18 protein-coding genes are annotated in these 20802 nt (G+C 73.5%); 8 read left to right on the top strand and 10 right to left on the bottom strand.

Going from position 1 to position 20802, the window contains the following annotated elements; genetic code table 11:
* Nucleotides 1–26 precede the first annotated feature (26 nt).
* From ACMXGY_RS04355 to ACMXGY_RS04325, 7 genes are all read right to left on the bottom strand, one after another.
* Nucleotides 27–884, bottom strand: coding sequence for a methyltransferase (locus tag ACMXGY_RS04355; RefSeq protein ID WP_483775661.1), 858 nt, complete (start codon nucleotides 882–884; stop codon nucleotides 27–29).
* A gap of 75 nt (nucleotides 885–959) precedes the next feature.
* Entirely contained in the window at nucleotides 960–2042 is a 1083-nt protein-coding gene (locus tag ACMXGY_RS04350; protein ID WP_483775660.1) for an LLM class flavin-dependent oxidoreductase, read from the bottom strand.
* Complete coding sequence (locus tag ACMXGY_RS04345) at nucleotides 2039–3451, bottom strand: LLM class flavin-dependent oxidoreductase (protein WP_483775659.1); 1413 nt, start codon at nucleotides 3449–3451, stop codon at nucleotides 2039–2041. The genes ACMXGY_RS04350 and ACMXGY_RS04345 overlap by 4 nt, the downstream gene beginning before the upstream one ends.
* The gene (locus ACMXGY_RS04340) at nucleotides 3448–4251 is read right to left on the bottom strand and encodes an ABC transporter ATP-binding protein (RefSeq protein WP_483775658.1); all 804 of its coding nucleotides are present in this window, start codon (nucleotides 4249–4251) and stop codon (nucleotides 3448–3450) included. Before ACMXGY_RS04340 ends, ACMXGY_RS04345 begins: the two co-directional genes overlap by 4 nt.
* Nucleotides 4227–5090, bottom strand: coding sequence for an ABC transporter permease (locus ACMXGY_RS04335; RefSeq protein WP_483775657.1), 864 nt, complete (start codon nucleotides 5088–5090; stop codon nucleotides 4227–4229). The genes ACMXGY_RS04340 and ACMXGY_RS04335 overlap by 25 nt, the downstream gene beginning before the upstream one ends.
* Nucleotides 5087–6211 carry an ABC transporter substrate-binding protein gene (locus ACMXGY_RS04330; RefSeq protein ID WP_483775656.1) on the bottom strand — a complete coding sequence of 375 codons (1125 nt, stop codon included), beginning with the start codon at nucleotides 6209–6211 and terminating at the stop codon, nucleotides 5087–5089. Before ACMXGY_RS04330 ends, ACMXGY_RS04335 begins: the two co-directional genes overlap by 4 nt.
* Before the next feature lie 1100 nt (nucleotides 6212–7311).
* Nucleotides 7312–9879 (bottom strand): ATP-dependent Clp protease ATP-binding subunit, encoded by a 2568-nt coding sequence (locus ACMXGY_RS04325; RefSeq protein WP_483775655.1) that lies wholly within the window; start codon nucleotides 9877–9879, stop codon nucleotides 7312–7314.
* A 259-nt stretch (nucleotides 9880–10138) separates the two neighbouring features.
* Here ACMXGY_RS04325 and ACMXGY_RS04320 point away from each other — a divergent pair, with 259 nt between their 5' ends.
* The gene (locus ACMXGY_RS04320; RefSeq protein ID WP_483775654.1) at nucleotides 10139–10834 is read left to right on the top strand and encodes a hypothetical protein; all 696 of its coding nucleotides are present in this window, start codon (nucleotides 10139–10141) and stop codon (nucleotides 10832–10834) included.
* 128 nt (nucleotides 10835–10962) lie between these two features.
* Nucleotides 10963–11955 carry a universal stress protein gene (locus ACMXGY_RS04315; RefSeq protein ID WP_483775653.1) on the top strand — a complete coding sequence of 331 codons (993 nt, stop codon included), beginning with the start codon at nucleotides 10963–10965 and terminating at the stop codon, nucleotides 11953–11955.
* A 216-nt stretch (nucleotides 11956–12171) separates the two neighbouring features.
* Here ACMXGY_RS04315 and ACMXGY_RS04310 read toward each other — a convergent pair whose 3' ends face one another.
* Complete coding sequence (locus tag ACMXGY_RS04310) at nucleotides 12172–12744, bottom strand: PadR family transcriptional regulator (protein ID WP_483775652.1); 573 nt, start codon at nucleotides 12742–12744, stop codon at nucleotides 12172–12174.
* Nucleotides 12745–12875: 131 nt separating this feature from the next.
* On the opposite strand from ACMXGY_RS04310, the gene ACMXGY_RS04305 reads away from it, so the two are divergent.
* From ACMXGY_RS04305 to ACMXGY_RS04295, 3 genes are all read left to right on the top strand, one after another.
* The gene (locus ACMXGY_RS04305; protein ID WP_483775651.1) at nucleotides 12876–13553 is read left to right on the top strand and encodes an NAD(P)-dependent oxidoreductase; all 678 of its coding nucleotides are present in this window, start codon (nucleotides 12876–12878) and stop codon (nucleotides 13551–13553) included.
* Nucleotides 13550–13981, top strand: a complete 432-nt coding sequence (locus tag ACMXGY_RS04300; protein WP_483775650.1) for a hypothetical protein — start codon at nucleotides 13550–13552, stop codon at nucleotides 13979–13981. The genes ACMXGY_RS04305 and ACMXGY_RS04300 overlap by 4 nt, the downstream gene beginning before the upstream one ends.
* 138 nt (nucleotides 13982–14119) lie before the next feature.
* Nucleotides 14120–15079, top strand: a complete 960-nt coding sequence (locus ACMXGY_RS04295) for a COX15/CtaA family protein (protein ID WP_483775649.1) — start codon at nucleotides 14120–14122, stop codon at nucleotides 15077–15079.
* 54 nt (nucleotides 15080–15133) lie between these two features.
* On the opposite strand, the gene ACMXGY_RS04290 is transcribed toward ACMXGY_RS04295, so the two are convergent.
* Nucleotides 15134–17161, bottom strand: a complete 2028-nt coding sequence (locus tag ACMXGY_RS04290; protein ID WP_483775648.1) for an ABC1 kinase family protein — start codon at nucleotides 17159–17161, stop codon at nucleotides 15134–15136.
* A gap of 117 nt (nucleotides 17162–17278) precedes the next feature.
* Between ACMXGY_RS04290 and ACMXGY_RS04285 the strand changes: the two genes are divergently transcribed.
* Complete coding sequence (locus ACMXGY_RS04285; protein ID WP_483775647.1) at nucleotides 17279–17611, top strand: cupin domain-containing protein; 333 nt, start codon at nucleotides 17279–17281, stop codon at nucleotides 17609–17611.
* A 94-nt stretch (nucleotides 17612–17705) separates the two neighbouring features.
* On the opposite strand, the gene ACMXGY_RS04280 is transcribed toward ACMXGY_RS04285, so the two are convergent.
* Nucleotides 17706–18218, bottom strand: coding sequence for a hypothetical protein (locus tag ACMXGY_RS04280; protein ID WP_483775646.1), 513 nt, complete (start codon nucleotides 18216–18218; stop codon nucleotides 17706–17708).
* A 117-nt stretch (nucleotides 18219–18335) separates the two neighbouring features.
* Between ACMXGY_RS04280 and ACMXGY_RS04275 the strand changes: the two genes are divergently transcribed.
* Together ACMXGY_RS04275 and ACMXGY_RS04270 are read left to right on the top strand one after the other, a co-directional pair.
* Nucleotides 18336–19409, top strand: coding sequence for a LacI family DNA-binding transcriptional regulator (locus ACMXGY_RS04275; RefSeq protein ID WP_483775645.1), 1074 nt, complete (start codon nucleotides 18336–18338; stop codon nucleotides 19407–19409).
* Between the two features lie 141 nt (nucleotides 19410–19550).
* Entirely contained in the window at nucleotides 19551–20717 is a 1167-nt protein-coding gene (locus ACMXGY_RS04270; protein ID WP_483775644.1) for a Gfo/Idh/MocA family protein, read from the top strand.
* Nucleotides 20718–20802 lie beyond the last annotated feature (85 nt).

The following is a 20802-nucleotide window of genomic DNA, read 5'->3' as shown; positions in this document are numbered from 1 at the left end:
GACGGCCCACCTGACCTGTCCCGTTCTCACGTCTCGGCAGGACGCGTCCCGACGACGACGGTCGCACCGATCTCCTCGTCCCGGACGACGCGCGCGGAGAGCCCCGCGCGCTCGAGGACGGCGACGGCGCCCGCCGCCTGCCGCTCGCCCGACTCGGTGAGCAGGTGACCGCCGGGCGCGAGCCACTCCGGCGCCTCGGCCGCGACGCGGCGCAGCACGTCCAGCCCGTCTCCGCCGCCGTCGAGCGCGACGTGGTCCTCGTGGTCTCGCGCCTCGCGCGGCAGGAGGGGGATCTCGGCCGTCGGGACGTACGGCACGTTGGCGAGCAGCAGGTCCACGCGGCCCCGCAGACCGCCGGGGAGCGGGGCGAAGAGGTCACCCTCGTACGCGGTACCGCCGACCGTCGCGACGTTCCGCCCCGCGCACGCGACGGCGGCCGGGTCCACGTCGCTCGCGTGCAGCGCGACGGCGTGGTTCCGCGCAAGGTCCGTCGCGACCGCGAGGCCGAGCGCCCCGGCCCCGCAGCACAGGTCGACCACGACGACCGACGACCAGTCGGGCCTACCGTCCGGTGCACCGTCGGGCGACGGGTCGGAGGCCGCGCCCCCGGCGCGACGCACGAGCGCGACCGCCTCGTCGACGAGCAGCGTGGTGCGCTGGCGCGGCACGAACACCCCGGGGGCGACGGCGACCCGGAGCCCGTGGAAGTCGACGTACCCGAGCACGTGCTCGAGCGGCTCCCCCGCGACGCGGCGCGCGACGAGCGCCTCGAGGTGCGCGGCGTCGTCGGCCCGCTCGGCGAGGAGCGCGGCCTCGTCCTCCGCGAAGACGCACCCGGCGGCGCGCAGGCGGGCGATGAGGTCGTCGAGCTGGCTCTGGTTCACGTCCGGACGGTACTCCGGGCCGGGCCGTACGTCCGCGCTTTTCGACCGCTGCCGCCACGAGATGGGACTCACCCCTCAGCCACGCAGGAGCGGGAGCAGCTGGTCGCCCTGTCGCTCGATCTCCCGCAGGTACGGCGTGTCCGAGAGGACGAAGTGCGTGACGCCCAGGTCCTTGTAGCGACGCAGCGACTTCGCGACGTCCTGCGCCGACCCGACGAGCCACGTGGTGCCCGCTCCCCCGCCGCCGAAGCGGCCGGGCGTCGTCCACAGGTTCTCGTCGAGCACCTCGCCGCGCGCGGCGAGGTCCAGCAGGCGCTGCTGCCCGACGGCGGCACGGCCCCCGCGGTCCCGCGCGGACCAGGCGTCCCCCCGCTCGGCACGTGCCGCGAGCCGTGCGACGGTGGCCTCGGCGTCGGCCCACGCCTCCTCGGTGGTGTCGCGTACGAACGTCGTGATCCGCAGTCCGAACTCGAGCGGCGCGTGCTCGCGCCCGAGCTCGGCGCTCAGCCGCCTCAACCGGTCGATCCGTTCAGCGATCCCGTCGAGCGGCTCGCCCCAGAAGAGCTGCACGTCGGCCTCGGTCGCGGCGACCCGCTCCGCGGCCTCCGACGCCCCACCGAAGTAGATCCGCGGGTGCGCGCGGCCCTCACGCACGACGGGCCGCGGCCCGAGCGACGACCGCGTCACGGAGAAGTGGTCACCCGCATACGTGACCTCCTCCTGCGTCCACAGCCGGCGCACGATCTGGAGGAACTCGCGCGTGCGGGCGTAGCGGTGCACCGGGTCGGCCTCGCCGTCCCCGTAGGCCTCCTGCCCGTCGGTGCCCGACACGACGTTGACGAGCAGGCGACCCCCGCTGAGGTGGTCGAGCGTCGCCGCGGCCGACGCGAAGTGCGCGGGCCGCCAGAACCCGGGCCGGACCGCGACGAGCGGCTGGAACGTCGTCGTGCGGGCCGCGAGCGCCGTCGCGACCGTGAACGTGTCAGGACGCCCCCAGCTCGTCCCGAGCAGCGCGCCGTCCCAACCGTGCCGCTCGAGCGCGACGGCGTGGCTCGTGAGCGTGTCGAGGCTGTTGTGGTCGTCGACGACGTCGTCCCCGCGGTGCCCCGGCCGCACCTGGTTCGGGATGTACCAGAGGTGCTCGGCGGCGGCGCTCATGCGAGGACTCCTTCGAGGTCGCGGGACGGCACCTGCGGCGACGTCCCCTGTAGCGGGCCCGACGGCGTGGCGTACCGGTTGGCCGGGCGCTCGAGCCCGTAGTGCTCGCGCAGCGTGCGGCCCTCGTACTCCTCGCGGAACAGGCCGCGTCCGCGAAGCACGGGCAGGACGTGCTCGACGAACTGCTCGAGCCCCGACGGCAGCACCGCGGGCATGATGTTGAAGCCGTCGGCGGCCTCGGCGTCGTACCAGTCCTGGATCGCGTCGGCGACCTGCTCGGGCGTGCCGGCGAACGTGCGGTGACCGCGCCCTCCGCCGAGGCGCCCGATGAGCTCGCGCACCGTGAGCCGCTCCCGACGGGCCAGCTCGACGACGAGCGTGTACCGGCTCTTGGCACCCTCGATCTCGTCCTCGGACGGCAGGTCGGCGGGCAGCTCGCGGTCGAGTGGCAGGTCTTCGGGCGCGAGGCGCAGCGTCTTCGCGAGCTGGGCGCGCGCGTACTCGGGGACGATGAGCTCGTCGAGCTCGCGCTCCTTCGCGAGCGCCTCCGCCTCGGTCGACCCGATGACGGGGACGATGCCGGGCAGGATCTTCACCGTCTGCGGGTCGCGACCCACGGCGGCTGCCCGCGCCTTGAGATCGCGGTAGAACGCCTGCGCATCGTCGAGCGTCTGGTGCGCCGTGAACACCGCCTCGGCGTAGCGCGCCGCGAGGTCCTTGCCGTCCTCCGACGACCCGGCCTGCACGATGAGCGGCCGCGCCTGCGGCGAGCGCGGCGTGGTGAGCGCGCCGTGCACGGAGAAGTGCGTGCCGACGTGGCCGGGCGCGTGGATCTTGCTCGCGTCCGCCCACAAGCCTGCGGCCTTGTCCGCGAGCACGGCGTCGTCCTCCCACGAGTCCCACAGCTGGAACGCGACATCGAGGAACTCCGCGGCTCGCTCGTACCGCGCCGCGTGGGCCGGCTGGTCGTCGAGCCCGAAGTTGCGCGCGATGTCCGGCCCCGCCGTCGTCACGACGTTCCACCCGGCCCGTCCCCCCGAGACGTGGTCGATCGACGCGAACCGCCGCGCGAGGTTGTACGGCGAGTTGTACGTCGTCGAGGCGGTGGCGATGAGCCCGATCCGCTCGGTGACGGCCGCGATCGCGGTGAGGACGATGAGCGGGTCGAGCGACCCGGCCGGGCGCCGCCCGACGTCGGACCGCAGCCCCGGACCGTCGGCGAAGAAGATCGAGTCGAGCTTGCCCGCCTCGGCGGTCTGCGCGAGGCGTTGCAGGTGCGCGATGTTCGTCGACGTCCACGACGGGTCGCTCTCGGGCAGCCGCCAGGACGCCTCGTGGTGGCCTGTGCTCATGAGGAACGCGTTGAGGTGCAGGCGTCCGGGTCGGTGCCCGGTGGTTCGGTGGGTCATGCGGCGGTGTCCTTCCTGTCGTCCCGGACCACGCCGAGCGCGTCGAGCAGCTCGGTGCGCAGCCGGGAGAAGCGAGGGTCGGCGGGATCACGTGCCTCGCCGGGGAGGTAGCTCTGGTCGATGCGGCGCTCGGCCGCGATGCGTCCCTCGTCGAGCACGACGACGCGGTCCGCGAGGACGATCGCCTCGTCGACGTCGTGCGTGACGAGCAGGACGGCGGGGCGGTGCCGCGCGCACAGGTCGCGCAGCAGCGCGTGCATGCGGATCCGGGTCAGCGCGTCGAGCGCCCCGAACGGCTCGTCCGCGAGCAGGAGCCGCGGGGAGCGCACGAGCGAGCGGGCGAGCGACACGCGCTGCTGCTCACCGCCGGAGAGCTCGTTGGGCCACGCCCGCTCGCGTCCCGCGAGCCCCACCTCGGCGAGGCTCGCGCGGCCCGCGTCGCGAGCCGCGGCCCGAGACCGGCCTCGCGACCTGCCGTCGAGCCCGAGCACCACGTTGTCCAGCACGCGCGCCCACGGCAGGAGGCGCGAGTCCTGGAAGACGACGGACACCTGGTCAGGCACGACGACCTCGCCCGAGCCGTCGACCCCGTGGTCGAGCGCCGCGAGCGCGCGCAGGAGCGTGCTCTTGCCCGAACCGGAGCGGCCCAGGATCGCGACGAACTCGCCGTCGTCCACGGTGAGGTCCAGGTCGTCGAGGATCCGCTTCGCGCCGTACGACCGCACGAGCGAGCGGACCCGGACCGCTGGACCGGCCGCCGTCGGGTTCGTCCCGGTCAGTCCTCCAGCGTGCGCCGCCATGACAGCACCCTCCTCTGCAGGAGGCGGACGCCGAGGTCCGCGGAGTAGCCCAGCACGCCGTAGACCACGAGGCCGACGAGGATGATCTCCGTCTGCCCGTACGTCCGGGCGAGCTCCATCATGTAGCCGATGCCGGCCGTCGCGTTCACCTGCTCGACGACGACGAGCGCGAGCATCGACCCCGTGACCGCGAACCGCAGCCCGAGGAAGAACCCGGGCAGCGCGCCCGGCAGGATGACACGGCGCACGAACTGCCACCGCGAGAGCTGGACCGTCTCGGCCAGTTCGACGTATCGGCTGTCGATCGCCCGCAGCCCGTTGTGCGTGTGCAGGTAGATGGGGATGAAGACCCCGAGAGCGATGGTGATGACCTTCATCTCCTCGCCGATCCCGAACCACAGGATGAGCAGCGGCAGGAGCGCGAGGTTGGGGATCGCGCGCTTGACCTGGATCGGGCCGTCGAGCACGGCGTCGCCGACCCGGCTCAGCCCGGCGGCGAGCGCGAGCACGACGCCCGCGACGATGCCGAACGCGAGGCCGAGCGCCGCGCGCGTGAGGGACACCCCGAGGTGCGCGCCGAGCTTGCCGTTCGCGACGAGCTCGGCACCCGTCGTGACCACGGTCCACGGCGCCGAGAGCACGCGCGGGTCGATGAGCCCGGTCGCGGACCCGAGCGACCAGACCCCCACGAGGAGCGTGACCCCGACGAGCGCGGCGAGCGGGATCGGGCGGCCCAGCCCCAGGCGCGTGCCGCCGGGGCGCACGTCCGTGGCGGCCGCAGGGGCGTCGCCGCGACTCGGGACCGCGAGGTCCACCCGGTCGACGACCGCCGCGCTCACTGCGCGCCCCCGTCCCGCGCCGCCGTCGCGGCCTCGCCCGCGACGGGGCCGAAGCGCTCGTCGAACAGGTCGGTCGCGTCGAACGGCTCCTGGTCGAGCTCGGTCGCGAGCAGGTCGATCGTCGCCTGCGTGCGCTCGATGCCCTCGGTGAGGTCGGACGGGATGTCCGGGACCGGGGCGTGGTCGACGAGGTACTGCGCGTCCTCCTCGCTCAGCCCCTGGTCCTCGATGTAGTACCCCTGCTTCCACTCCTCCGGGTGCTCGTCGATCCACACCTTCGCCGCGGCCCACGCGGCGACGTACTCGCGCAGCGCCGCGGCCTTGGCGGGGTCCCGCACGACGTCGGTCGGTCCGTAGAGGTGCGAGGCGTCGTCGCGCAGGTGGTGCTTGACCGACGTCGCGCCGTCGGCCTCGTACGTGCCCAGGTAGCGGAAGAGCTGCGTGCCGCCCAGCGGTGCGATGTCGACCTCGCCCGCGGCGAGCGCCGTCGAGTACACGTCACCCGTGCTCGGCAGCTCGACGAGCTCGACGTCGTCCTGCGTGAGACCGGCCTCCTGGAGGGCCTTGAGCACGATCGCGCCCTGCGCCTGGCCCGGGCTGAACGCGATGCGGTGTCCGCGGAAGTCCTCGAGCGAGTCGAGCTCGACACCCGGAGCCCCGGCGAACTCGTAGATCGGTGCGTCCTCCCAGTTCTCGCGGTCGATCGACGCGTAGATCTGCACGTCCAGACCCGTCCACGTCGCATGGATCGGCGGGATCTCGGCCACGGCGCCGATGTCGAGCGAGTCGGCCCGGAACGCCTCGGTCGTGGCCGGCCCGCCGGAGATGTTGGCCCACTCGACCTCGAACGAGAAGTCGCTGTCGAGCTCGTCACCGGCGAGCTCGAACGCCTTCTGGGTCGTCGGGTCGCCGATCCGCAGGACGGTGCCCTCGGGCACCTCGGTGGGGAGCTCGGCGTCGGGCGCGAGCGTGCCGGCGCCGGACGTGTCGGCCTCGCCGGACGCCTCGGCGGCGCTGCACGCGCCCGTGGCGAGCAGCGCGACGACGCCGAGCGCGAGCGCGACGCTCCGGCGCCGGCCGGGCGGCGACGCGGACGGACGGGTGTGCAGGTGTGCGGGCATGACGGAGTCCTCTCGGGGAGCGCACGAAGACGTGCGGGAGCCGTGCAGGGCGGTGAGGTGGGGAAGGTCCGACGGCGGCCGTGGGCGGCCGTCGGTCAGCGCGTGGACGCGCTCAGAGACACGCGGTCGGACGACACGCGGTCGGACGACACGGGCTTGCGCTGCGACACGCGAGGCCGGGCACGCGCCCGGCGTCGGCGGCGGGGACGACGACATGGCCCCCGGGTGTCGTCTGCATGCGGGCGACTGTGCCAGCGTGCCCGCACCCCGGGAAGGCTCCGACCGCAGCGTCTCACCCAGGGGACAGACGTAACGCCGTGCAACGCGGGTCGTGGCCGAGGTCCGCGGGGATCGGGTCTCAGACCCGCGCGGGCGGGTCCGCGGTGGGGGTGGTCTCGGTGCTCGGGGCTGCCGCGCCGTCACCTCGGTCTTTCGGCCGTGGGTCTTGGGAGCGCGGCTCTGACGCCCCTTCGCATCCGAGCCCACCCCCACCGCTCAGCCCACCACCTCACCCGTGCCGTGGCCCGGCCCCCGATCGGACCGACGAGGTAGAACCCTGGTCGCGCGAGATAGAACCCTGGTCGCCCGAGATAGAACCCTGGTCCGCCGAGACAGAGGCGTGGTCCGACGACGACGCGGGGGTCGGGAGCGCGAGTCGCGCGCGCACGGGATGGTCGAGCAGGCCGGACCCCGCCGCACGGGCTGCCCTGCCCGTCGGCCGCACGCGGGTGAGCCCGCTCGCCGGCGTAGCCCGGCACCCGGGCGGTCGCCCGAGGTGAGCGACGACCAGGGCGCGACGACGCCGGAGGGGTGGGTGGGGGCGCCGCGTCGTGGAGGGCCTGGCGGGAGCCGCGAGGAACGAGCGGCGGATGGAAGACGCGGCGCCCCCACCCACCCCGACACCCCAGCCGCACGCGCCGTCCGACACGACCACGGTTCTACTTCGGCGGACCAGGGTTCTACCTCGCGCGACCAGGGTTCTGTCTCACGTGACCACGGTTCTCCCCGGGCGCGGACGACGACGGGCCCCGACCCCCCCGGAGGAGGATCGGGGCCCGTGTGTCAGGCGGTGCCGGTCGGACCGGCTGCCGGGTCGCGGACTACTCCGCGCCGGCCTGCAGCTCGCCCGTCGGGGGCAGGTCGCGGACGGACACGCCGGTGGGGGCGTCAAGCGCGGCGGCCGCACCCACGCTCACCGGGCCGCGGTCGTGCTCGCCCTTGGAGACACCCTGGAAGGTGAACTCCCCGAGCAGGCCCTCGCCCTCGGCGTCGACCAGGACGATCTCGCCGGCCTTGAGCTCGCCGAACAGGATCTTCTCGGAGAGCACGTCCTCGATGTCGCGCTGGATGGCGCGGCGCAGCGGACGGGCGCCGAGAACCGGGTCGTAGCCCTTCTCGGCCAGCAGACGCTTCGCGGCCGGGGTGAGCTCGATGCCCATGTCCTTGTCCCGCAGTCGACCGTCGAGACGGGCGATCATGAGGTCGACGATCTGGATGATCTCGTCCTGCGAGAGCTGCGGGAAGACCACCACGTCGTCGACGCGGTTGAGGAACTCAGGCCGGAAGTGCTGCTTGAGCTCGTCGTTGACCTTCGCCTTCATGCGCTCGTACGACGTCACCAGGTCGCCGCCGGCGTTGAAGCCGGTCTGGACACCCTTCGCGATGTCCCGCGTGCCGAGGTTGGTCGTCATGATGATGACGGTGTTCTTGAAGTCCACGACGCGGCCCTGCGAGTCGGTCAGACGACCGTCCTCGAGGATCTGCAGGAGCGAGTTGAAGATGTCCGCGTGGGCCTTCTCCACCTCGTCGAACAGGACGACCGAGAACGGCTTGCGCCGCACCTTCTCGGTGAGCTGGCCACCCTCGTCGTACCCGACGTAGCCGGGGGGCGAGCCGAACAGCCGCGAGACGGTGTGCTTCTCGGAGAACTCCGACATGTCGAGCTGGATGAGCGCGTCCTCGTCCCCGAAGAGGAACTCGGCGAGCGCCTTGGCCAGCTCGGTCTTCCCGACGCCGGTCGGGCCGGCGAAGATGAACGACCCACCCGGGCGCTTGGGGTCCTTGAGCCCGGCACGCGTACGGCGGATGGCCTGCGACAGCGCCTTGATCGCGGCCTCCTGGCCGACGACGCGCTTGTGCAGCTCGTCCTCCATGTGGAGCAGGCGGCTGGACTCCTCCTCGGTGAGCTTGAACACCGGGATGCCCGTGGCCATGGCCAGGACCTCGGCGATCAGCTCCTCGTCGACCTCCGCGACCGTGTCGAGGTCGCCCGACTTCCAGGCCTTCTCCTTGTCGGCGCGCTTGGCCGTGAGCTGCTTCTCGGTGTCGCGCAGCCCGGCGGCCTTCTCGAAGTCCTGCGCGTCGATCGCGGACTCCTTCTCGCGGCGCGCCTCGGCGATCTCCTCGTCGAGCTCCTTGAGCTCCGGCGGGGCGGTCATGCGGCGGATGCGCAGGCGCGCGCCCGCCTCGTCGATGAGGTCGATCGCCTTGTCGGGCAGGAACCGGTCGTTGATGTACCGGTCGGCGAGCGTGGCCGCGGAGACCAGCGCGGAGTCCGTGATGGACACGCGGTGGTGCGCCTCGTAGCGGTCGCGCAGGCCCTTGAGGATCTCGATCGCGTGCGTCAGGGACGGCTCGGCGACCTGGATCGGCTGGAAGCGGCGCTCCAGGGCCGGGTCCTTCTCGACGTGCTTGCGGTACTCGTCGAGCGTCGTCGCGCCGATGGTCTGCAGCTCGCCGCGGGCGAGCATCGGCTTGAGGATGCTCGCCGCGTCGATCGCGCCCTCCGCGGCACCCGCACCGACGAGCGTGTGGATCTCGTCGATGAACAGGATGATGTCGCCGCGCGTGCGGATCTCCTTGAGCACCTTCTTGAGGCGCTCCTCGAAGTCACCGCGGTAGCGCGAACCGGCCACGAGCGCGCCCAGGTCGAGCGTGTAGAGCTGCTTGTCCTTGAGCGTCTCGGGGACGTCGCCGCGCACGATGTCCTGCGCGAGGCCCTCGACGACGGCGGTCTTGCCGACGCCGGGCTCGCCGATCAGCACCGGGTTGTTCTTGGTGCGACGGCTCAGCACCTGCATGACGCGCTCGATCTCGAGGTTGCGCCCGATCACGGGGTCGAGCTTGCCCTCGCGCGCAGCCTGCGTGAGGTTGCGGCCGAACTGGTCGAGCACGGCCGAGCCGGACGGCTGGCCCTCGGTGGGTCCGCCCGCGGCGACGGGCTCCTTGCCCTGGTAGCCGGACAGGAGCTGGATGACCTGCTGGCGCACCTTGTTGAGGTCGGCACCCATCTTGGTGAGGACCTGGGCGGCGACACCCTCGCCCTCACGGATGAGGCCGAGCAGGATGTGCTCGGTGCCGATGTAGTTGTGGCCGAGCTGCAGCGCCTCGCGCAGCGACAGCTCGAGCACCTTCTTGGCACGCGGCGTGAACGGGATGTGCCCGCTCGGGGCCTGCTGGCCCTCGCCGATGATCTCGGTCACCTGGGTGCGGACGCCGTCGAGGGAGATCCCGAGGGACTCCAGCGCCTTGGCCGCGACACCCTCGCCCTCGTGGATGAGGCCGAGGAGGATGTGCTCGGTGCCGATGTAGTTGTGGTTGAGCATCCGTGCCTCTTCTTGGGCAAGGACGACGACCCGACGGGCTCGGTCTGTGAATCTCTCGAACATGTGCTGCTCCTCACGAGCGGCGTACACCTGCGCACCGTCGGATCGACGGGTACAGCCTGACCGCATTGACTCTATGCGCTCCCAACGAGGCACACCCCCTCCGTATGCCGTTGTTCGCCAGGGGCGTGAAAGTGGTGCCAGACCGTGACCTGCGAGGATCACCCGGGCCGACACGCACCGCGGGCGTTGACCCCGGCTCAAGGCCCGGGCAGGCTCGGCAGTACGGCCCGCACGGACGGCCAGAAGGGTGGCGAGAGCGATGCAGCAGCCGGACCAGCAGCCCGAGGACCCCACGACGTCGGCCGCCAAGCCCTCCGAGTCGGCCGCCGGACCTCACGACGACGCGGCCCGCGAAGCCCGTCCGCACGCCCGTCCGGCGGGCGCGCCCGCGACCTGGGAGCAGGTCGTCGACAGGTTCCGGGGGAACGTCGGCGAGGTCGACGACCCGCTGACCTGGGGCCTCGACCTCGACGAGGAGACCCTCACGGGAGCGGGACGCGGCGCGCACGACCCCGCGGAGGAGCGGTTCCTGCGCTCCTACATGTCGTTCTCGGGCGAGACGCTCGACGTCGAGACGCTGCGGGTCCTCGCAGCGCACGACGAGGAGGCCGCCGACATCGTGCGCACCGCCCTGAGCGGCGCCCTCGCGGCGCCCCTGCACTCCGACAACCCCGGCGACGACGACTTCCTCGACTCCTACCAGGAGTACCGCGCCGCGATGCGCGCGATCGTCGAGGAGGTCGACGACGCACCGCTCGAGCGCGCGACGTACGTGGTCGACGGCGAGCCACGACCGTGCCTGCACGTCGCCGTCCGCGACCGGTCCGCGGTGTACGTCCCCATGGGCGGCCGGGCGCTCGTGGTCTCCGGCCCGTCGGACCTGCTGGGCCGGGTCGACGTCGTGACCCGCCCGCTGCGCAACATCCTCCACGAGCAGGAGAGCCCGCGGTTCTGAGACGGTCCGGAGACGGATCTGGGACAAGGGCCCCTGGTCGGGGCGGCTCGGGACGCTCGTCCCGGGCGCTGCGGCGCTCGCGGCCCTAGGGTCGGACCAGACGGACCGACCGAGCGGGAGGTGGCGGGATGCGTGGCGTGGTCGTCGGGGTGGACGGCTCGGAGGAGTCGGCAGGCGCGCTCGACTGGGCGCTGCGCGAGGCCGCGGACCGCGGGGTGCCGCTCGTCGCGGCCCTCGCCTGGGAGCCGGGGCGCCAGGACGCGCACGACGACGGCCCGGAGGCGGCCGTGGAGCGCAAGCGCGCCGTGGTCGAGGAGTGGGTGGACGCGGCCCGCGGCCGCACGGGACTGGCACCGGACGCCGTCACGGTGACGGCCCGCGTGGAGCCCGGCGCTCCCGCTACCGCGCTCCTCGCGCTGGCCGAGCCCGGCAGGGACCTGGCCGCGGTCCACGAGGAGGAGCACGAGGACGAGCACGGCGAGAGACCTCGTGGAGACGGGAGCACCGCTCCGGTCGCCGCCGACGGCGCCGACCTGCTCGTCGTCGGGCGCTGCGGCCGCGGACGGCTCGGGCGCATGGTCCTCGGGTCGGTGCCGACCGCCGTCGTGCAGCACGCGACGGTCCCTGTGACGGTGGTGCGCGGCACGCCCGACGTGCGGCACGACCACGGGCGGCCCGTCGTGGTCGGGATCGACGGGTCGTCGACGTCGTTGCACGCGCTGCGGCACGGCGCCGACGTCGCCCGGCGGACCGGTGCGACGCTCGAGGCGCTGTTCTGCTGGCAGATCGTGTCGCTCGCGCCGCTGCCCGACTCGTGGGGCTGGGCGCCTCCGATCGACGACTACGAGAAGTTCGCCACCCAGAAGCTCGACGCCGCGCTCGAGGCGGCCGGGGTGGACCTGCCCGAAGAGCGCGTCGTGCGCAGCGTGCGTCACGTCGCCGCCGCGAAAGGACTCATCGAGGCGTCGTCGCACGCCGAGCGGCTCGTGCTCGGAAACCGGGGCATCGGCGGGTTCGACCGACTCCTGCTCGGCTCCGTGAGCCGGCACGCGATCGAGTACGCGCACTGCCCGGTGACCGTCGTCCGCCCGCCGGACGCGACGCACCCCTCGGGCGACTGACGTCGGGTAGCTCGGGCTCATCCGTGTCACGCGCATGCGCAGTCTGGGCCGCGCAGCGCTCCAGCGCCGAGCTTGAGCGGCTGACGCACAGCGACTGAGGCCGGGTTCGTCATCGACCTGCTGACGTAAGGCGTCTTGCGGCGTGTCGTCCGTGCTGGTCAGAAAGGGACTCAGCGCTCAGACGCGGCGCTCGAGCCGGTCTTCGATGACCGTCGGTCACGAGTCGGGCAGCGTGTCCCCCTCGCCCGCCATCGCGTATGCGCCGCCCTCGAGGCGTTCGATCAGACCCTGGGTCCACCGGACAGCGGCGTCGGCGGTGTGCGCCCACAGGCGTACGGCCTCGGCGTGGTGCTGCCAGTCGCCGTCGGGATCCTGCTCGTACACGCTCACGACCCGGGCGCGCCGTCGCTCGAACGCCTCCACGCGCATCCGCAGCAGTTCGACTGCGCGAGACCTCGGAAGCTCGGTGATGAAGCCGACACCGGCGATGGTCTCGGCGATCGAGCCGTCGGCGGAGCGGAGCGCGTCCTCGAGCATCTCGCGGAACACGGTGTGCCCGGCTCTGGTCACGGCGTACTCGGTGCGCGACGGTCCTGCGGACGGCGACGCCTCGACCTCGACGAGGAGGCCGTCGTCGTGCAGGCGCCGCAGGCCGTGATAGATCGACCCCGGTTGGATGCTCGCCCACAGGTGCACTCCCCACGACTCGAGATCGCGCCGCACCTGATAGCCGTGCGCCCTCCCCCGCTCGCGCACCGCTCCCAGGATGAGCAGTCGTGTCGCCGTCATACGTCCTCCTGTTCCACCCCGTCCCGAGTTTCTCATCAAGTTTGACCAGTCGCGTCGCCGCGTCCGATGATTAGACAAACTTGAGTAGTGCCTCGACGCTGACCGGGGCACCCGCGAACACCGGAGGCCAGATGCATCTCGTCGTGGCAGGCGCGTCAGGAGCGACGGGCACGCTGTTGGTCCAGCAGGCGCTCGACGCCGGGCACCGGGTGACCGCCCTGGTGCGCGACGAGTCCCGGTACGCGTGCCCGGACGAGGCCCAGGTCCAGGCGGCCGATGTCGTGACCGGTCGGGGTCTCGAGCTGCCCGACGACGCCGACGCCGTGGTGTCCGTCCTCGGGAAGCGGTCGTACCAGGACCCCACGCGTGTGTGTGCCGACGGCGTCGCCAACCTCCTCGCGGCGATGGGCCGCCGCGGCGTACGGAGGATCGTGGCGGTGTCCGCCTCGCCGGCGCTCCGCTCTGGGGCCGGCGAGCCGTGGTGGTTCCGCAAGACGGTACGGCCGTACGTGCGCCGGTCCGGCCCGCTCGTCTACGCCGACCTCGAGGCGATGGAGGAGGTGCTGCGCGCAGCGGACGACGAGGTCGACTGGACGATCCTGCGGCCGGGCTACCTCGTCGACAGGCCGGCCGCCGGCTACCGGCTCGTCCCCGAGCGAAACTCCATCGCCACCGTCCGGCGTGCGGACCTCGCGGCGGCGTTGCTCGCCGTCGCGACGAGCCCGGAGACACGTGGGACCGCCTACGGTCTCGCAAGACTGCCGAGCCGCGGACGACCGGCTCGCCGCCACGCGGAGGGGCGAGCATGAGCCGCGCGACCACCGACCGCCGCTTCCGCGTCGGATTCGTCGCGGACGGGGTCTTCAAGATCGTCACGGCAGCCGGCGTCACCGCGCTGCTCCCGATGCTCACCGACCGTCTCGGCGTCTCCCCGTGGCTCGTGCTGGTGACCGCCGCGGCCCTCGTCGTGTGCGGTGCGTGCGAGGTCGCGTTCGCGGTGAGGAGCTCCGACGTCCGACCGCATGTCACGTACCTCGTGGCCTACGACACCGGCTGGCTCGTCGCCACGGTCCTGGCCGTCGTGCTCGCGAGGGGCGGTTCCGAGGTCGGCGGCGAGGTGTGGTTCGCCTACCAGGCCCTCGGGTCCGCGGCACTCGCCGCGGTCTTCGCACGCGCAACCACGTCACGCGACGCCGCGGCGACGACCCGTCACACCCCGCGGGATCATGACCGGTAGCTCGACTCGCGTGCCCGTTCGACCGCCGCGGACTAGGGCTCGAGTGGGCCGTCGATCTCGTGCTCCACGAATATCGTGGGCCGACATCGCTGGGCGCCTGCCGGCCCGGCTGCCATTCACCCTGACGGAGCCCGACTGATGAAGACGCCCCTGAGCTGGCTCGCTGACCGGGTCCAGTTCGGACCCACCAACCTGACGATCGCGGCCGGCACGGCTCTGGCGGCCAGTGTGATGATCGTCGTCACCGGCTCGATCGTCCGCGTCACCGGGTCTGGTCTCGGCTGCGACACCTGGCCGAACTGCACCGCCGAAACGCTGGCCCCCACCGCTGAGATGGGCGTGCACGGCCTGATCGAGTTCGGCAACCGGCTTCTGGCGATCGTTCTGTGCGTGATCGTCGGATGGCTCATCGTCGTCGCCCGACTGCAGCGGGACGCGGACCCGATCATCACCCGATGGGCATGGGCGCAGTTCTGGGTCATCGTGCTGAATGCGGTCGTCGGGGGGATCACCGTGTGGACCCGCCTCAGCCCCTACGTGGTCGCCGGCCATTTCCTCGCCGCGATGCTCCTCGTGACCGCAGCCACCGTGACATGGCACAAGGTGCGGGCGCGTGGGGCCGCCCGCCGGCCGGAGGCTTCAGACCCGAGGGTCCGGCGGCTCACCGGCGTCCTGCTGGTCGCCACGGCTGCGCTCGTGGTCCTGGGGGCGTTGGTGACTGGGACCGGGCCTCACGCCGGCGACTCAGCAGACGTCCCGCGCATGCCGTTCGACTGGACCGCCGTCACCGTCCTGCACGGCGCGGCGGCTGTCCTCGCCGGGATTGTCGCTCTCGCGCTGTGGTTCGCCAGCCGGCACACCGCCAGCGCCAGGGTGCACTGGCGCACGACGGTGTTCCTCTTGCTCTTCGCCGCCCAGGCAGCGGTCGGAGTCTTCCAGGTGGCGTCCGGCCTGCCTGAGCTCGCCGTCGTGCTGCACCTTCTCGGGTCTGCGCTGGTCTGGATCGGCGCCGTTCGGGTCCTGCTTGATGCACGCGGCGACGTCGAGCACGGATCGGTCGTGACGTCGGGGGCAGAGCCCACCGCATCCAGAACGTGAGGCGAGCTTGTCTCTCGACGTGCCGCGTCGAACCGACTCAGACCAGGGGTCGGGTCAGGTCCGGGTCGTCGCCCCCGGTGACCCGCGGAAGGCGAAGACGAGGACCCGCACGGCCAGCACGGTGCCGACGAACCCGAGCGCCGCGCCGAGCACCGCGAACAGCCGCAGGCCCTCGGCGAGCACGGGGCCGCTGTCCGCGGAGACCAGCACGACGGCCGCGACGACCGCGGCGGCGGCGATGACCGTGGAGACGACCTGCTGCACGAGGCCCGCGAGGAACGCGCGGTCCTCCGGGTGCGCGAACGACCGGACGTTCACGGTGAGCCGTCCGGCCTCGACGTCGCTCGTGATCTTCGCGAGGCGCCGTGGGAGTCGTTCGAGCTCGGGCGCGAGTCCGAGGAAGAGGCTCGTCGCCCGGTTGCGCAGGTTCTCCGTCGTCACGACGCGCCGCACGAGCGGCTGCGCGGTCTGGCGTGCGCCCGCCACGAGGTCGAAGGAGGGGTCGAGCAGGCGCAGCGTGCCCTCGAGCGACGTGAAGGTCCGGAACGCGGCCGCGACCTGCGGCGGGACGGCGAGGCCGGCGTCGGTGACGAGCCGGAACAGCGCGGTGAACATCGCCCCGCTCGCTCCCGCACCCCGGAACCGGACGATCACCTGCCCGACGGCGCGCTCTAGCCTCCGCACGTCGAGGTCCGGCGGGGCGTCGAGCAGCTCCAGGAGGGCGTCCGTCGCCGCGACGGCGTCGTCGGCGTCGACGGCGAGCAGCACCGCGGCGAGGGCCAGCCGTTCGGGCTCGCCGAGCCGGCCGACCGAACCCATGTCGAGCAGGCCCAGGTGGCCGTCGTCGGTCACGAGGACGTTGCCCGGGTGCAGGTCGGCGTGGAACGTCCCGGCCACGAGCACCTGCTCGAGCGTCGCGGCGAGCAGCCGGGACGCAAGAGCCGACCGCGTCTCGTCGTCGAGCCGTGCGAGGAGGTCGGCCGCCTGCCCCACCGGGACGCCGTCGAGCCGCTCCATGACGAGCAGCGTCGGCCGGGAGAGCTCGGGGTAGACCTCGGGGACGAAGACGCCGGAGCTCTCGGTGCCCGCGAGCGCCGCGCGCAGCGCGACGGTGTTCTCCAGCTCGACCGAGTAGTCGAGCTCCTCGCGCAGCGATGCGGCGAAACCGTCGGCGAGGTCGACGACGCCCAGCGAGCGGCCCCACGCGGTGTCGCGCTCGATGCGCCGCGCGAGCCGGCCGAGGATCGCCAGGTCGGTCTCGACCTGGGCCCGCGCCCCGGGCCGCTGGACCTTGACGACGACGTCGCGCCCGTCGAGCAGGCGCGCCGCGTGCACCTGGCCGACCGACGCCGACGCGAGCGGCTCCGCGGAGAACTCCGCGAAGGCCTCGTCGACCGGGAGCCCGAGCGCCACGGTCACGGCCGCCTCGACCTGCGACCACGGCGCCGGAGGGACGTCGCTCTGGAGCGTCGCGAGCGTGTCGGCGAACGTCGCGGGCAGCAGGTCGCGGCGCGTGGACAGCACCTGGCCGAACTTCACGAACGTCACGCCCGCGTCGCTCAGGGCGTCGCGCAGCGCCGCGGCCTGGCGGCGCTGGTCGGTGCGCGAGAGCCGCGACCCGTCGGGCTGGCGCGCCCCGCGCGAGAGCGCGCCGCCGAGCCCGTGCCGGGCGCCGATCGCGAGGATCTGCGCGTAGCGCCGCGTCTCCCGGCGCCCCTGGCGCATCCCGCGCAGCGCGCGCCAGGGTCCCGGGACGGAGCCCGTGGGTACGAGCAGCTCGAGCACGAGCAGGACGCACAGCCCCAGCACGAACGACCACGCGAACGCGAGGGCGACCGCCACGAGCGCGACGCCGGGGCTCACGGTGAGCGTGCCGTCGGGACGCGACCAGCCGGCGTCGCGCAGGCCGCTCGTCAGCGCCCACGAGGCGAACGAGAGCATGACCAACGACACGACCCCCGACCGGATCCAGCCGACGGGGGCACCCATGACGCGCCGCGCCGTCGCGGCCAGGAGCACCAGCATCACGGCGGTGGCGACGAACGCGACGAGACCACCGAGGAGACCGGAGACGACCTGCATGTCCCTCACTCTTGCGGACCGCGCTGCGGTCCGTCGCCCCGGCACGCCGTGCCACCCGCAGGTGCCACGACCCTGCGACGCGGCATGATGGGGGTTCCCCCACAGGTCGGAGCCCCGATGACGAACGTCGACCTTCTCACCGACGCGCACCTCACGAGCGCCCGCAGCGCCCCGAACGGCCGCAGCGCCGAGGTCGTGCTGCACGACGGCCCGCTGCGCCAGACGATCCTCGCGCTGTGCGCGGGCGTCGAGCTCGGCGAGCACAACTCGCCGCCCGCGGCGTCGATCCAGGTCCTGCGCGGGCGCGTGCGTGTCACCGCCCTGGGCGAGGGCGACGTCGAGCTCGGCGCGGGCGAGCTGCGTGTGCTCACGCACGAGCGGCACGCCGTGAGCGCGCTCCAGGACTCCGCGTTCCTGCTCACCACGGTGACGAGCATCCCGAACGCCTGAGGGCGGCAGACGCGAGCGGCCACCGGCCGAACCCCGGGTTTCTGGTCACCGGGGCCCGGTCGTGCCCGGCAACCCCGGGTTCGGCACCGGTCGGTCAGGGACGCACGGCCCACGCCGCGAGCGCCAGCGCGGCGACGTCCTCGGCGACGGCACCCGGCCAGTCGGGGCGCTTGCCGGCGGCGAGCCCCCGCCAGGCCGCGCCGCCCCACGTCCCGGCGGCCGACCCCACGATCCCTGCCAGCGCGGCGGCGGCCACCGCGGAGCGCGGCGCCCCACGGCGCCGGGCCAGGAGCACGCCCCCGACGGCGCCGCTCGCCAGGCGGAACACCGGGCCGGGCGGGGCGAGGCGGCTGGGCGCCGTCGGAAGCTTGTCGCCGGCCGTCTCACCGACGACCGCGGCGACGGCGACGACCCCGCCGACGCGGACGGCCCCCGTCCGCTCCGGGCGAGTCCCCTCGGCGGGCCCACCGAGCACCGGGGCGGCCACACCGAGCGTGCTGCGCGAGCCGGCCGCGACGCCGAGCGCGAGGGCCCTGACGACGAGCGACGACGGGCTGGTCGACCCCGGGCGGCGGGGACGGGTCGCCGCGTGGGTGCTTCCGGGCATGCGGGCCTCCTCGGGATCGGACGGGCGGCCGCCACGAGGGCGGCGCCGCGATCCGACCGTAGCCGTGCGCGGCGAGGCCCACACGTCCTGCGGAGCCGGTCCGGCTAGCCTGGGCCCGTGCCCGGACCCACCCTGAGCGACGTCGCCCGCGCGGCCGGCGTCTCGCTCGCGACCGCGTCGCGCGCCATCAACGGGAGCGCGACCCGCACGGTGCGCCCCGACCTGCGGGAGAAGGTCCTCGCCGCGGCCCGCCGTCTCGACTACTCCCCCGATCCCAGCGCACAGGCGATGGCCCGCGGACGCACGACGACGGTCGGGCTCGTCGTGCACGACATCGCCGACCCGTACTTCTCCTCGCTGGCCGCCGGCATCACGGACGCCGCGGAGCGCGAGGGGCTCCTCGTCACGCTGACGAGCACGCAGCACTCGCCGGAGCGCGAGCTCGCGTTCGTCGAGCTCATGGACCGGCAGCGGGCACGCGCGATCGTGCTCGGCGGTGGGCGCCTCGGCCCGTCCGCCGGCGGCGCGCCGCTCGACGACGCGCTGCGCGAGGCGCTGGAGCGCTACCGGGAGACCGGTGGCGGGGTGTCGGTGGTCGGGCAGCCGATCGGCGACCTGCCCGCGGTCGAGATCGCGAACGCGGAGGGCGCCGCGGATCTCGCGCGGGCGCTGCACGGCCTGGGATACCGGTCGTTCGGCGTGCTCGCCGGGCCCGCCGGCCACCGCACGGCCCTCGACCGTGCCCGCGGCTTCACGACGGCGCTGCGGGAGCTCGGGTGCGCGGTCGGCGACGCCGCGGTCGTGGAGTGCGCGTTCACGCGCGACGGCGGGTACCACGGGATGGCCGAGCTGCTGAGCCGGGTCGGCCCCACGGACGGGGGCGGTGGCGACCGCGCCGACAGTGCCGTCGGCGACGCCCGGCCGCGTGCGGTCTTCGCCGTGAACGACGTCATGGCGGTGGGCGCCATGGCCGCCGTGCGCGACGCGGGGCTGCGGGTGGCCGACGACGTCGCGGTCGCCGGTTTCGACGACATCGTGACCCTTCGCGACGTGACGCCGGCCCTGACGACCGTCCGCATCCCGCTGGTCGACGTCGGCGAGCGCGCCCTGGCGCTGGCGCTCGCGCGGCATGACGACCGCGTCGAGGTGCGGGGCGCCGTCGTGCTCCGCGAGTCCACGCCGCCGCTCTGACCCGCCGCACCGCATCCTCGGCCCTCCCACCCCGGAAGCAGCTCGCGGTTGACGCGAGAAATCGGTTCCCCTACGCTTGCGGAAAGCGCATTCCGCGCTCGGCACGGACGCCGGGCGCCCGACCGACGACGGAGCCGACCCATGACCACCACACGCACCCTGCGGATCGCCATGAACGGCGTGACCGGCCGCATGGGCTACCGCCAGCACCTCGTCCGCTCGATCCTGCCGATCCGTGAGCAGGGCGGCGTCGAGCTCCCCGACGGCACGCGGCTCCAGGTCGAGCCCGTCCTCGTCGGGCGCAACGAGACGAAGCTCCGCGAGCTCGCCGCGCAGCACGACGTCGAGCACTGGACGACGGACCTCGACGGCGCGATCGCCGACCCGACCGTCGACGTCGTGTTCGACGCCTCGATGACCGCGCTGCGCGCCAAGACGCTCACCAAGGCCATGCAGGCCGGCAAGCACGTGTACACCGAGAAGCCGACGGCGGAGACGCTCGCCGAGGCCGTCGACCTCGCGCGGCTGCGCGAGGAGACCGGCGTGACGGCCGGCGTCGTCCACGACAAGCTCTACCTGCCCGGCCTCGTCAAGCTGCGCCGCCTCGTCGACGAGGGCTTCTTCGGCCGTATCCTGTCGCTGCGCGGCGAGTTCGGCTACTGGGTCTTCGAGGGTGACCACCAGGCGGCTCAGCGCCCGTCGTGGAACTACCGCACCGAGGACGGCGGCGGCATGACGACGGACATGTTCTGCCACTGGAACTACGTGCTCGAGGGCATCCTCGGCTCGGTGCGGTCCGTCACCGCGCGGACCACGACGCACATCCCCACCCGCTGGGACGAGCAGGGCCGCGAGTACGCCGCGACCGCCGACGACGCGGCCTACGGGATCTTCGACATCGAGACCCCGGGCGGCGACCCGGTCGTCGCGCAGATCAACTCGTCCTGGGCGGTGCGCGTCTACCGCGACGAGCTCGTCGAGTTCCAGGTCGACGGCACGCACGGCTCCGCGGTCGCCGGGCTCCGCAAGTGCGTCGCGCAGCAGCGTGCGCACACGCCCAAGCCCGTGTGGAACCCCGACCTGCCCGTCACCGAGCCGTTCCGCGACCAGTGGCTCGAGGTCCCCGCGAACGACGACCTCGACAACGGCTTCAAGGCCCAGTGGGAGGAGTTCCTGCGCGACGTCCACGCCGGGCGCCCGCACCGCTTCGACCTGCTGTCCGCCGCGCGCGGGGTCCAGCTCGCCGAGCTGGGCCTGCGCTCGTCCGCCGAGGGCCGCCGCCTCGACGTCCCGGAGATCGCGCTGTGAGCGCGGTGACGCAGGCCGGCCCCGCCGGTCCGGTGACGCTGCCCGGCGCGCGCGAGCTGCGCGACCGCGACGGGAGCGGCGCCGT

This window comes from Cellulosimicrobium sp. G4 BAM 1002, from assembly GCF_057126935.1.
Note: the sequence above shows the minus strand (reverse complement) of the source record. Positions and strands in the feature narration are given on the sequence as shown.